Raw genomic sequence first — 12,701 nt, forward strand, 5'->3', positions numbered from 1 at the left:
TGGGCGAAATGAGAGGGCCGGTCAGGCGAGTCCCAGCGCGGCCGCGGCGGCGTAGGCGTCGATCGGGATCGTCACGGGCGCGGGAGCGCCGGAGATCGCCCAGTCGGGGTCCTTCAGGCCGTTGCCGGTCACGGTGCACACGACCCGCTGCCCCGGCGTGAGCATGCCCTGCTCGTGCGCCTGGAGCAGGCCGGCGACGCTCGCCGCGGAGGCGAGCTCGACGAACACGCCCTCCTCCTGCGCGAGCAGCTTGTACGCCGCGGCGATCTGGCGGTCGGTCACGGCCTGGATGTCGCCGCCGGACTCGTCGCGCGCGGCCTCGGCCAGCCGCCACGAGGCGGGGTTGCCGATCCTGATCGCCGTGGCGATCGTCTGCGGGTGCGTCACGGGGCTGCCGCCGACCAGCGGCGCCGCGCCGCTCGCCTGGAACCCCAGCATGCGCGGCCGCTTGGTGGCCACGCCGTCGTCGGCGTACTCCTTGTAGCCCATCCAGTAGGCCGAGATGTTGCCGGCGTTGCCGACCGGGATGCAGTGGACGTCGGGCGCGTCGCCGAGCGCGTCGACGATCTCGAAGGCCGCCGTCTTCTGGCCCTGCAGACGGTGCGGGTTGACGGAGTTGACCAGCGCGATCGGGTAGGTCTCCGCGAGCTTCCTGGTCATCTCCAGGCAGTCGTCGAACGAGCCCTCGACCTGGAGCAGCCTGGCGCCGTGGACCAGCGCCTGGGCGAGCTTGCCCATCGCGATCTTCCCGCGCGGCACGAGGACGGCGCAGGTCAGCCCGGCCCGTACGGCGTAGGCGGCGGCCGAGGCGCTCGTGTTGCCGGTGGACGCGCAGATGACCGCCTGGGCGCCCTCCTCGACGGCCTTGCTGATCGCCAAGGTCATGCCGCGGTCCTTGAAGCTGCCGGTCGGGTTGAGACCCTCGACCTTGAGATGGACGTCACAGCCCGTGATCTGGGACACGCGCCTGGCCGGGACGAGCGGCGTGCCGCCCTCGAGCAGGGTCACCACGGGCGTCGTCGTGGAGACCGGCAGACGGTCGCGGTACTCCTCGATCAGGCCACGCCAAGCCCTGAACATTGGTCGCTCCTCCCACGCGCGCACACGCGTGTCACCAGCGGTATCGGTCACCGAGTCTACGGCCAACCGTTTGACGTGCGGACTCCGTTGTCCACCAAATGGACATATTGGACGTCACCTTAGGGAACCGTCCCTGGGTTTCGCTACTGTGGACCAGCCCTTTGACCATCACTGAAGAGGACGAGGATTGGCCCACCTGACGGGCGTGGAGCCCCGGCCGAGGATCCGCCACAACGACTACTCTCCGCTCACGCCGCCGCTCATCGGCGGCTGGGCCCCCACGCTCACCGCGAGTGTCGTCATCCCCGCGCACGGCGGGCAGCACCGCCTCGACCTGACGCTGGCCGCGCTGGCCGCGCAGACCTACCCCGCGCACCTCACCGAGGTCATCGTGGTGGACGACCGCAGCGATCCCCCGCTGCGCCTGCCCGACCTGCGACCCGACAACACCCGCGTCGTGGTCGTGCCGCCCGGCGGCTGGGGCGCCGGGCACGCGATGAACGCGGGCATCGCGGCGGCCGAGGGCGAGATCGTGCAGCGCCTCGACGCCGACATGGTGATCTCGCGCGAGCATCTGGAGGCGCTGTTCCGCTGGCACCACCTGACCGACTACCTCGTCACGATCGGCGGCAAGAAGTTCGCCGAGGAGCCGGCCCTCACCCCCGGGCAGGTCCACGAGGCCGTACGGAACGGCTCGCCCGAGGACCTGTTCGATCCGTCGGCGCTGGTGTCCAGCTCGACCGAGGAGACCATCCGCCGGCTCGATGGCCTGCGGGCCAGCAAGAACCCCTACCAGGTGTGCACCGGGCCGACGGTCTCCCTGCGGCGGGCCCTGCTCGACGAGGTCCGCGGTTTCGATCCCGACGTGGTGCGCGGCCAGGACACCGAGTTCGCCTACCGGCTCGCCCAGGCGGGTGCGGTGTTCGTCCCCGACATGGAGGCGCGGGCCGTGCATCTCGGCCTGCCCGCCCAGCGGGGCGAGCACGGCAAGTCGATCGTCCGGCTCGTCGAGGCCCACCTGGCGCACCGGGTCCCGCTGCGCCGCGACCTGCGCAAGGAGCCCGGCCGGCGCTGGCTCGTGCCGTACGTGGAGGTCGTCTTCGACGTGACGGGGGCCGACGAACGGCGGATCGTCGCGGCGGTCGACGCGGTGCTGCGCGGCACGCTCGCCGACGTCGCGGTGACGCTGGCCGGTCCCTGGTCGCTCGCGGATGGACGCAGATGGGCGCCGGGGACCGAGGCGTTCGATCTCGCCCTGGTCCGGGCGGCGTTCGGGCACGACGCGCGGGTGCGGTTCGCCGAACGGGCCGCGCCGACCGCCGCGCCCGTTCCCTTCCGCTACACGGCGCCCGTCGACGCCCCTCCGGCTCCGGCGCTGCTGGAGCGGGCGGTCAAGGCGATGCTGGAGGAGCGGATCGGCCTGCTGGTCCTGGACCTGCCGGGCGGCCGCACCGCCACCCTGGAGCGGACCGAGGCCGTCGCGCGCGCCCGCCGCCTCGCCGCACCGGACGAGGAACCGGCCGACGTGATCGCCCAGACCCACGGCGTACGGCGTGCCGCGGCGAGCGAGTTCGAGGGTCTTCCCAAGGCTCCGGCGAAACCGGCCGCGCCCGCCACGCCGCAGACCGCTCCCACGCCGGCGGCGCAGCAAGCCGCCCAGACCCCGGGCGCCCAGACCCCGGCCGCACAGACCCCGGCCGCCCCGCAGCCGGAGGCCGTCCCGCAGCGCCGCCGCGGCCTGTTCCGCCGCTCCTGATCCATCCGGGGCGGAGCGGGCCGGGGCGGTCAGGTCTTCTTGAACGTGAAGGGCCGGGTGAGGCCCCGGGCGATACCGCGCAGGCCCCGGTCACGACGCAGCGCCGAGAGCTGCCCGCGCAGCCCCGAGACCTGCCGCCGCAGAGTGCCGATCTCCCGGCGGAACTCGACGGCGGACTTGCGCCACCGCGTCGCCTCGTCACGCCATCGGGTGACCTGCCCGCGCAGCCGCTCGACCTCCTTGGTCAGCCGCTCGACCTCGGCCTGCGCCTCCACGCGTTTGCGATAGGCGGTGCGCGGGTTCAGGTACGCCGGAGCCTCCCCGGCCGGCCGGAAGCCGTGGGTCTCGCCGTCGACCCAGTAGGTGCCGAACAGCTCGTCCACGATGTCGTCGAGGTCCTCGCCCTCCCCGGCCTCCTCGGCGATGATGGCGGCGCGGGAGAACGCCTCCGTGCGCTCCAGGCGGGCGGCGGTGACGCCCTCGGCGTCCTCGGCCAGGAGCACGCTCACCAGTCCGCGGTCCCGGCCGCGCAGCACCTCGAGCAGCCGGCCCACGCCGTCCTCCCCCGGCACCCAGCCGGGCGGGATGCGCAGGCGGTACGGCGACCGGGTCTCGGCCGCCGCCGTGGCCAGCCGTACGCGGCCCTCGTGGGTGTAGTGGGCGCGCAGCAGTACGAGATCGAGGCGGGGGTCCTTGAGCGGCGCGCGCTGCTCGGGCGCGAGCTCGTCCCACGGGCCGGTCAGCACGACGGCGAGGTCGGTCACCGTGCCGGCCAGCACGCCGTCCACGGTGGCCCTGACGTCGTCGTAGGACCCCGCGGTGGCGTCCACGAGGACCTCCACCTGCGGGATCTTCCACTGACGGGAGGGATGGGTGCGCAGCCAGCGGTAGCCGGGGACGCGGTCGGTGACCAGGGCGTGGCTGACCCGGCTGATCCGCTCGCTGTCGCGCATGCGCATGGACGGGCCGAGGTGGTAGGCCCTGGCCTGCGGGTCGGGGATGAAGACCGCGCCCGCCTGGGCGAGCCGGTAGCCCATCTCGGTGTCCTGGCCGAGGATCATGTCGGGGTCCATCGGCCCGGCCCGCTCGAACAACCGGGCGGAGACCGACGACGCGCCGCCGATGTGGATGCTGAACGGCCGCGGTGAACGGGTCAGCCCCTGCGACCGCTGCACCAGGTCTTCGATCCAGGCGTGCGGCTCCGCCGGCTCGAAGAGCTTCGCCAGGTCGCCGGTGCCCGCGACCTCCGCGGGGTGGGGCAGCGGGGCGGTGGTGAAGCGCAGGTAGGAGGTGACCGACAGGTAGGGCGCGAGGTGGTGCCAGCGCATGTGCGCCTCCACCTCCTCCGGCTCGGGGACCACGTCGGAGTCCATCCAGTGGATGACGTCGCCGGTCGCGGCGGCCAGCCCGGTGTTGCGCGCCCTGGCCCGGCCGGGCGCCGCGCAGACCAGCAGCTTGGTGTCGCCTGGCCGGATCTCGGGAAGGCGCAGCGGCGGCTCGCTGCCGTTGTCGACCACGATCACTTCGAGCAGGCCGGACGGGTACGTCTGCCTGGCCAGTCCGGCGAGCGTGAGGTCGAGCTTGGCCTGGTCGCCGTACGCCGGGATGACCACGCTGACCCGCAGGCGGGGAGCCCACGAGGACCCGAGGGCGGGCGGCCGGAGGACGGTGTAGTCGTTTCCCCTGATGCGTGGCGTCATGGCGCTTCCAGAATCACACTCGGGCGAAAGCCGCGCCATTGGTTGGACGCGACCCGCAGAAAGTGGGCGAGAGGAAGGTTCCAGGTGTGGTCGGTGCCGACCGACCGCCGCAGGACGTAGCCCAGGCCGTGGGTGCGGTAGACGCGGCCCCCGGCCGCCTCCACCGCGCGCAGGAGGTGCGCGTCCTCCCCACGGTTCACCGGCCCGAAGCCCCCGACCTGCTCGAAGAGATCGCGGCCGAGCATGATCGTGCCGCCCGCGACGTGGTCGGCCCACACCTCGCTGCTGTAGTCGACGCGGCGGATCGTCGCGTGGAGGGGCTGAAGATAGAAGAACTCCGGCGCGGTCCCGACCAGCTCGGCCCCGGAGTAGGCCATGGCCAGCAGCAGGTCGGCCAGGTGCTCGGGGCCGTACCAGTCGTCGTCGTCCCATTTGGCGACGATGCCGGTGGACGCCCGCGACGCCGCCAGGTTGAGCACCGTCCCGAGCGGCGCGTGCGGCTCGGCCTCGATCACGGTGATCGGATGCGGGAACTCCGCGACCGCCTCCCGCACCCGCGCGGCCGGGAACCCGTGCAGCGCGACGATCGCCTCGAAGTCCACCGCGCGCTGCCGGGCGAGCTGCCGCAGTGCGCCGCCGACGTAGTGGGGCCGCCGCGTGGCCATGACGACGGTCACCGGCGCGAGGCCCGTGCCGACGCCTCCGGCCCGCAGCGCGTGCCTGCGCAGGCGCACGCTGTGCTCTTCCCTGCGCAGGTCGGCGACCGACTCGGGTCTGCCGTCGTCGGCCTCGGGGGTCCAGCCCGCGGCCAGACCGGCGAGCACGGGATCGGCCTCGCGCACCCACCTCGGGGGGTCGTCGCAGGTGAGCGGCACTCCCGCGGCGGCCAGGCCGACGACCGGGTCCAGCGCCTCGGCGGCGGGCTCCCGCGGCCACTCCACCCGCAGCCCGCGCAGCGGCCGGAGGGGGACGACGTCGGCGGCCCGCACGGGAACGGCCAGCGGCCGGCCTCCTGTCGTCCACCGGCCGTCGCTCCAGGACAGCGCGGTGGTCTCCTCGGTCGGGCCGCGCACGAAGCCGTACGGCGAGCACATGTCGGTCGTCACCGTCACCGGCGTCCTCCCGCGCGTCCGTTTACAGGCTGGGTGAACATCTATCAGCCGAACCTTGTGAATCCCTGTGACCGTCGCGGTCAACCCGACGACCCGCCGTGCCCCGGCACGGCGGGCGGGCGTGATCACATGGCGTCGGGGACGGGCCACACGCGCCCGCCGACGATGTCGCCCAGGGTCTGCACCTCGATCGTCTTGGCCTTGCGCTGCCGGGCCACCCAGTCGATGAAGGCCGTGAACTCCTTGGGCGACGTCGCGTACTTGTCCCGCGGGTCGTTCTTGATCTCGTGGAAGACGAAGATCACCATGCCGCGGTCGCCCTTCTGCTGGGCCCGGGTGACGAACTCCCGCAGCGTGCTTGCCGTACGCGGCAGCCCGGTCTGGCTCGTGGCGCGCACCGAGGCGAGGTCCGCGGGCGGCATCGTCTCGGTGATCGGGCAGGAGTGGCAGCTGTCTGGCCGGTAGATGCCGTTGATGTCGCGCGCGGTCGTGTAGCCGCACTGCATCGCGAGTTGCTTGCTCGTCTCGTCGTCGTCGCCGAACGGGAAGGCGAACGAGCGCGCCGCGAAGCCCATCTTCAGCAGCGCCCGCCGGTCGTCGCAGATCTCCGTCTGCTGCGCGAGGTTGGGCAGTTCCGTCAGGTGCGGATGGTGCAGGGTGTGGCCGCCGATCTCGTGGCCCTCCTTCGCGATCGCCCGCAACGCGGCGACGCTCAGGAAGCCCCGGCCGCCGAGGCGGGCGCTGCTGACGTAGAAGGTGCCCTTCAGGCCACGCCTGGTCAGCGCCCTGGCGACGGCGAGATGGTCGGCCGTGCCGTCGTCGAAGGTGAGGACCACGGTCGGCACCCGGGCCGCCCGCGCTTCATTCCCGGCCGCGTGCGGAGCCGCCGCCTGCGCGGTGGTGGTGCGCACAACCGCCTGCGCGGGCAGGGCCTGCCCGGCCGTCGCAGCGGCCGGGAACTGGAGTCCCGCGATCGACGCCGCGGCGACGAGACAGGCCGGTACGAGTCTCTTCACCGTAAGTCGCATGAAGAGAAACTTTACTCACACTTGGCAATTACTCTGCCCCGTGATGTCCAACCGTGATCAATCGGTCCATAAACGGGTGCCCTCATCCCTTGCCGCGCGCACGTTGGAACAACGCGACCGTCAGGCCCGGCAGCTCCGCCGAGTGCCAGGCGGTGGAGAGGCGATATCCGGCGGCGCGCACGGCGGCCACTTTGGGAATTTTCGTATCCGTCAGCCCGGCTTGCTTCGTTCCCCGCCAGATCACCCAGACCCGTCGATACCCGGCCAGTGCCTCGGCGAGGTCGGACCGCTCCACGTACTCGAAGGCCGGGCCGGGACCCTTGAGGAGCACGTCCTTCGGGAGATCGTCGCGACCGTAGTAGACGAAGCCGGTGCGCAGCCGGCTTTGGCCGTACACGATGGCGTCCCCGGGGCGCTCCCGCGCGCGTATCACGGCGAGCGCGCCGGGGAAGTCGTCGTAGTGACCGTTCTGCTGCCGATAGTCCGCCTGCGCGGGCAGCCCCAGGAGCGCGGCGACGAGCACGACGGGCACGCAGACCAGCGCGAAGGGGACGGGGGCGAGACGGACCGAGCCCAGGGCCACGCCCCCCGCCAGGGCCAGGGCCGGCGCCGTGACGAACACGTAGCGGTCCACGTAGGCCGGGGTGACCAGCGCGTCGATGACGAGCAGCAGCACCGGCGGGAGTACGAGCCAGCCGCCGGCGAGCACGCCCCAGGGAAGTGACCTGCGCAGCAGGATCACCACTCCCACGAGGGCGAGCGCGAACAGCGGCGGCCCGGCGAGATCGGAACCCGCCGCGTGCTTGGGGAACTTCAGCAGCACGTCGGGTCCGTGCGGCTGGATCCAGCTGATCGCGTGACGCTCGCTCCAGCCCACCAGGGCGAGGACCGCGGGGGGAACGCACCCCGCCGCCGTCGCGGGGACGATCCTCGTCAGGAACGTACGGCGGGGCAGGACGAGCAGAGCGGCCAGCAGCTGGGCCGGGAGCACCAGGACCGAGAACAGGTGCGTGCAACCGAGGAACGCCACCGACGCGGCGTACCAGCAGACCCGTTTCCAGCCGGCGGAGCCGGTGGGCGCTTCGGCCACCCGGTGCAGCGCCCAGGCGGAGACGACGGCCGCCGCCGCCGCGAACGCGTACGGCCGGGCGTTCGCGCCGTGGTAGGACACCGACGGCAGAACGGCGAACAGCGCCGCGGCGATCGTTCCCGCCCGCGGACCGGCCAGTCTGCGGCCGAGGTCGGCCAGGAAGCCCGCCGCCACACCGGCCGCCAGAGCCGAGGGCAGGCGCAGCCACCACTCCGCCTCCCCCAGCCAGGACCAGACGTGGATGAGCAGGTAGTAGGGCAGGAAGTGGCCGTCGATCCGCTGCACGAGCTCCCACAGCCCGCTCAGCGGCCTGGCCACCGCCGCGCCGTAGGTCGCCACCTCGTCGGCCGACAGCGACGCGGTCGTGCCGGAGATGGCCACACAGGTGGTCACCAGGCCCGCGATCAGCGGCATCCAGCGCGTCCATCCGGCCCGCCGCGCCGTATGCCCGAGCCGGTCTCCCTCGCCGACGCTCCGGCCGGACGCCAGGACCGCCTCGCCCGTAGCCACGCTTTCCCCCACAAACTGATCATTTCAGCCACGCGACGGGCACCGGGGGTCTGTTACCCGATCGAGTCGTCGCCCCAGCGGCCCCATAAAGCCCGGCCATTCCGGATATGCCGGGCTCCACCGTACGAGATCTCGGCGAGCACTCCACAGCCAACTGTTTGACTGTTATAGTTACATGCAAACAGTATGGGAGGTGGCCCATGCACGACTTCCCCCAGGACGACACCGGCCGGATCCGCCGCCTGATCCTGATCACCGCGCCCCCGCTTCTCGCCTTCCTCGTTGCCCTGCTGCTCTTCGCCGTCTTCCGTGACCGGCTGCCCGGCCGGGCATACGTCTCCGGTCATGCCCACGCGCCCGGCTGGGGTCAGTGGCTGCGGTCGATGACCTTCACCGTAGGGTTCTTCGAGGTGGTGTACCTCTTCCTGTTCACGCGTTACCGGCGCTGGCCCGAGCTGCAGCGCTGGGTCGCCGCGTGCTCCGTCGCTCTGGGCGTCTCGATGGCGGCGGGGAACGGTGTCGCGGTGACGACGCTGATCGACTCCGCGGGGCCCGCTGCCCTGCCGTCGTGGGAGGTTCCAGCGGAAATCGCCCTCACGCTTCTCGGGGGCGCCGCGGGCTGGTGGCTGGCGGGTCCCCTGCCGCCCGCACCCGGCACACGCGCCGTACCGCCCTCGGGGGTGCCTCTGCTGCCTCTCACGCCGGCCCAGCGGGCTGTCTACGCGGTGTCCGCCTGGCATCCCCGCTCGCTCCTGTACGGAGCGGCGTTGCTCGCCTTCGCCTGGTTCGGCGCCTTCAATCTCTCGCGCTCCTGGCAGGCGACCGTGCTGCTGGGGCTGATGGGGCTCGTCACGAGCCTCTCGGCGCGCAGCCGGCTCCGCGTCGACGGCAGCGGCGTCGAGGTGAGCCTGCCCTGGCTCGGCGGCCTGCGCCGGGCCGTGCCGTACGATGCGGTGCACTTCGCCTCGGTGCGGCAGAGAGAGCAGGTGGTGCCCCCCGGGGGCCTGATCGGTGGCAGCCGAGGGTGGGGATACGTGAGCGGTCGTGGCCCGGTGCTGGCGCTGCGGCTCACGGACGGGCGGGAGTTCCTCTACTCGGTCAGGGACGCCGAGACGGCCGCGGCACTGGTCAACGCGTCCCTCGCACGTGTCAGGGGAGGCGCCGGGTGCTGATCGTCGTCGACCCGTCCTCGACTCAGCCCCTGGCCGACCAGGTGGCGGCCTCGGTGCGCGCGGCGGTCGCCAGGGGCACCGCGGTGCCGGGCGACCGCCTGCCGTCGGCGCGTGCCGTCGCCGCCGCGCTCGGCATCAACCTGCACACCGTGCTGCGCGGCTACCAGCAGCTGCGCGACGAGGGCCTGGTCGAGTTGCGCCGGGGCCGCGCGGCGACGATCACCGAGCTCGCCGCCGAGGGCGGCCGCCTGCGCCTGCGCGAGGCGGCCGAGGAGTTCGCCGGCGAGGTGCGCCGGCTCGGGGCCTCCAAGGAGGAGGCCCTCGACGCGGTCCGCAGGGCTCTGGCGGAGCGCTGATCCGCGCCTCGCCCGTCGCGTCGACGCCGCGCCGTGGCCGCCGGAAGGCGGGGTGGCGGCGCGGGTGCTGCGGAACGTCGGCCGGCGCGACAGCAGGCACTCCCGCGTGGAGCACCGGGAGTGCCTTCGGCCGCAGCCGCCGCCCTCGGCGTCAGGGCGTGTCGTCGCCCTCGGCGTCAGGGCGTGTCGTCGCCCTCGACCCGCATGACGCCGGCGACCGCGCGGACGATGTCGAGCTCGCGCAGTTCCTCGATCGTGCCCGACAGGGCGGCGTCGCTGGCCCGGTGGGTGACCAGCACGAGCTGGGCGTCGTCGCCGCGCCCCTCCTGCCGCACCGTCTGGATCGACACGTCGTGCCTGGCGAAGATGTCGGCGACCCGGGCGAGCACACCGGGCTTGTCCGCGACGTCCAGCGACACGTGATAGCGGGTGACGCTGTCGCCCATCGGGTGCACCTTGAGGTCGGCGTACGTCGACTCCTCCGGCCCGCGGGTGCCGGCGAGGCGGTTGCGCGCCACGGCGACGATGTCACCGAGGACGGCGCTGGCGGTGGGCGCGCCACCCGCTCCCGCGCCGTAGAACATCAGCCGCCCGGCCGACTCGGCCTCCACGAAGACGGCGTTGTACGCCTCGCGCACCCCCGCCAGGGGATGCGACCTCGGGATCATGGCGGGGTGCACGCGGACGCCGACCGAACGGCCGTCGTCGGAGCGGGCGCAGATGGCCAGCAGCTTGATGACGTACCCCATGCCCTTGGCCGAGGCCACGTCGGTCGCGGTGATCTCCGTGATGCCCTCGCGGTGCACGTCGGCGGCGGTCACCCGGCTGTGGAAGGCGATGCCGGCCAGGATCGCCGCCTTGGCGGCGGCGTCGAAGCCCTCGACGTCGGCCGTGGGATCCGCCTCGGCGTACCCGAGCGCCTGCGCCTCCTCCAGCGCGTCGTTGAACGAGGCGCCGGTGGAGTCCATCTTGTCGAGGATGTAGTTGGTCGTGCCGTTGACGATGCCCAGCACCCGGCGCACCCGGTCGCCGGCGAGCGACTCGCGCAGCGGGCGCAGCAGCGGGATCGCCCCCGCGACGCTCGCCTCGAAGTACAGGTCGGCGTTGTTCTCCCGGGCGGCCCGGTGGATCGTCGCGCCGTCCTCGGCCAGCAGCGCCTTGTTGGCGCTCACGACGGACTTGCCGTGCGCCATCGCGGCGAGGATCAGTGACCTGGCGGGCTCGATGCCGCCGATCACCTCGACGACGATGTCCACGTCGTCGCGGGTGACCAGGGCCTCCGCGTCGGTCGTGAGCAGGGCGGGGTCCACCTCGGCGTCCCGCTTGCGCCCCAGCCTGCGCACGGCGACGCCGGCCAGTTCCAGCGGAGCGCCGACGCGGGCGGCCAGGTCGTCGGCCTGCTCGCGGAGCAACCGCGCGACCTGCGACCCGACGACACCGCAGCCCAGCAGCGCGACCCTGAGCGCCGGTTTGGCTTTACCCACGACCCCTCCTCGCTTCGCCGCCGGACTGTCCGGGACGGCCTGTCACAGCTGCCCCCTGAGCAGGTCGTCCTCGGTCTCCCTGCGGATGACGACCCGCGCCTGGCCGTTGGACACCGCGACGACGGCGGGCTTGGGCAGATAGTTGTAGTTGTTGGCCAGCGACCGGCAGTAGGCGCCGGTGCCGGCGACGGCGATCAGGTCGCCGGGAGCCAGGTCGCCCGGCAGGTACAGGTCGCGCACGACCATGTCGCCGCTCTCGCAGTGCTTGCCGACGAGGCGCGAGAGCATCGGCGCCGCCCGGCTCACGCGGGAGGCGAGCACGGCGGTGTACTCGGCGCCGTACAGGGCGGTGCGGATGTTGTCGCTCATGCCGCCGTCGACGCTCACGTACGTGCGCAGGCCCTCCACGTCCTTGACGGTACCGGCCTCGTACAGGGTCACGCCGGACACTCCGGCGATCGAGCGGCCCGGCTCGACCGTGAGGCGCGGCACGGGCAGGCCCGCGGATTCGCACACCTTCGTGACGATCTCCCGCAGGCCGTCCGCGATGATCTTGATGTCCAGGGACTCGTCGCCCACGACGTACGGAATGCCGTATCCGCCGCCGAGGTCCAGCTCGGGGAGCACCACGTCGTGCTCATCCTTGATCTCGACCAGCAGCCGGGCCAGGCGGCGGGCCGCGACCTCGAAGCCGCCGGTGTCGGTGATCTGCGACCCGATGTGGGAGTGCAGGCCGACCAGTTCGAGCTGCGGCAGCGCAAGGATGCGCCGCACCGCCTCGGCGGCGGCGCCGCTGCTCAGCGACAGGCCGAACTTCTGGTCGTCGTGAGCGGTCGCGATGAACTCGTGGGTGTGCGCCTCGACGCCCACGGTCACCCGGATCATCACCTTCGGCCGTACGCCGTGCTCCTCGGCGAGGAAGCCGAGGCGCGCGATCTCCTCGTAGGAGTCCACCACGATGTGGCCCACGCCCGCCCGGACGGCCTTGTCCAGCTCGGCGAGCGACTTGTTGTTGCCGTGCATCGTGATCCGCTCGGGCGGGAAGCCCACACTGAGCGCCACGGCGAGCTCGCCGGCGCTGCACACGTCGAGGCCGAGGCCCTCCTGGTCGATCCAGCGGGCGACCTCACGGCAGAGGAACGCCTTTGCGGCGTAGTGCACCTCGCCGTCGTGGAAGGCGGAACGGTACTCGCGGCAGCGTGAGCGGAAGTCCTCCTCGTCGATGACGTACAGAGGCGTCCCGAACTCCTTGGCCAGGTCACGCACGTCGATTCCGCCGATCGTGACGGCGCCGTCGGCCCGGCCGGCCGTTCGCGGCCAGATGGCCGGTTCGAGCGCGTTGAGGTCGGCGGGCCTGTGCGGCGGACGCTCTTCGGGCAGTCCGGCGGTCACGGCGACGATCGTTGAGGCGGC

The 12,701-nt window shown here is 72.7% G+C and carries 10 protein-coding genes; 3 read left to right on the forward strand and 7 right to left on the reverse strand.

Going from position 1 to position 12,701, the window contains the following annotated elements; all coding sequences use genetic code 11:
* Positions 1-21: 21 nt before the first annotated feature.
* A complete protein-coding gene (gene thrC / locus AB0O28_RS26040; RefSeq protein ID WP_363644430.1) occupies positions 22-1,080 on the reverse strand; it encodes a threonine synthase in 1,059 nt (352 codons plus the stop codon).
* Positions 1,081-1,267: 187 nt separating this feature from the next.
* Here thrC and AB0O28_RS26045 point away from each other — a divergent pair, with 187 nt between their 5' ends.
* A complete protein-coding gene (locus tag AB0O28_RS26045) occupies positions 1,268-2,836 on the forward strand; it encodes a glycosyltransferase (protein ID WP_363644432.1) in 1,569 nt (522 codons plus the stop codon).
* 29 nt (positions 2,837-2,865) lie between these two features.
* On the opposite strand, the gene AB0O28_RS26050 is transcribed toward AB0O28_RS26045, so the two are convergent.
* From AB0O28_RS26050 to AB0O28_RS26065, 4 genes are all read right to left on the reverse strand, one after another.
* The gene (locus AB0O28_RS26050) at positions 2,866-4,536 is read right to left on the reverse strand and encodes a glycosyltransferase (RefSeq protein ID WP_363644434.1); all 1,671 of its coding nucleotides are present in this window, start codon (positions 4,534-4,536) and stop codon (positions 2,866-2,868) included.
* Positions 4,533-5,648 carry a glycosyltransferase family 2 protein gene (locus tag AB0O28_RS26055; protein WP_363644436.1) on the reverse strand — a complete coding sequence of 372 codons (1,116 nt, stop codon included), beginning with the start codon at positions 5,646-5,648 and terminating at the stop codon, positions 4,533-4,535. Before AB0O28_RS26055 ends, AB0O28_RS26050 begins: the two co-directional genes overlap by 4 nt.
* Before the next feature lie 125 nt (positions 5,649-5,773).
* Positions 5,774-6,676, reverse strand: coding sequence for a polysaccharide deacetylase family protein (locus AB0O28_RS26060; protein ID WP_363644438.1), 903 nt, complete (start codon positions 6,674-6,676; stop codon positions 5,774-5,776).
* Between the two features lie 82 nt (positions 6,677-6,758).
* Positions 6,759-8,276, reverse strand: coding sequence for a glycosyltransferase family 39 protein (locus AB0O28_RS26065; RefSeq protein WP_363644440.1), 1,518 nt, complete (start codon positions 8,274-8,276; stop codon positions 6,759-6,761).
* A 200-nt stretch (positions 8,277-8,476) separates the two neighbouring features.
* Between AB0O28_RS26065 and AB0O28_RS26070 the strand changes: the two genes are divergently transcribed.
* On the forward strand, positions 8,477-9,448 hold the full coding sequence (locus AB0O28_RS26070; protein ID WP_363644442.1) for a hypothetical protein: 972 nt from the start codon (positions 8,477-8,479) through the stop codon (positions 9,446-9,448).
* Positions 9,442-9,804 (forward strand): GntR family transcriptional regulator, encoded by a 363-nt coding sequence (locus tag AB0O28_RS26075; RefSeq protein ID WP_363644444.1) that lies wholly within the window; start codon positions 9,442-9,444, stop codon positions 9,802-9,804. Before AB0O28_RS26070 ends, AB0O28_RS26075 begins: the two co-directional genes overlap by 7 nt.
* Before the next feature lie 176 nt (positions 9,805-9,980).
* On the opposite strand, the gene AB0O28_RS26080 is transcribed toward AB0O28_RS26075, so the two are convergent.
* Complete coding sequence (locus AB0O28_RS26080; RefSeq protein WP_363644446.1) at positions 9,981-11,288, reverse strand: homoserine dehydrogenase; 1,308 nt, start codon at positions 11,286-11,288, stop codon at positions 9,981-9,983.
* Positions 11,289-11,330: 42 nt separating this feature from the next.
* Positions 11,331-12,689 carry a diaminopimelate decarboxylase gene (gene lysA / locus AB0O28_RS26085; RefSeq protein ID WP_363644578.1) on the reverse strand — a complete coding sequence of 453 codons (1,359 nt, stop codon included), beginning with the start codon at positions 12,687-12,689 and terminating at the stop codon, positions 11,331-11,333.
* Positions 12,690-12,701: the final 12 nt, after the last annotated feature.

It is taken from the genome of Microbispora sp. NPDC088329, from assembly GCF_040685655.1.
Classification (GTDB): Bacteria; Actinomycetota; Actinomycetes; order Streptosporangiales; family Streptosporangiaceae; genus Microbispora.

Bases quoted from the DNA above. Each gene is read 5' to 3' on its own strand.
- AB0O28_RS26070 (WP_363644442.1), top strand. From the start codon at position 8,477: ATGCACGACTTCCCCCAGGACGACACCGGCCGGATCCGCCGCCTGATC.
- thrC (WP_363644430.1), bottom strand. From the start codon at position 1,080: ATGTTCAGGGCTTGGCGTGGCCTGATCGAGGAGTACCGCGACCGTCTG.
- AB0O28_RS26050 (WP_363644434.1), bottom strand. From the start codon at position 4,536: ATGACGCCACGCATCAGGGGAAACGACTACACCGTCCTCCGGCCGCCC.
- AB0O28_RS26060 (WP_363644438.1), bottom strand. From the start codon at position 6,676: ATGCGACTTACGGTGAAGAGACTCGTACCGGCCTGTCTCGTCGCCGCG.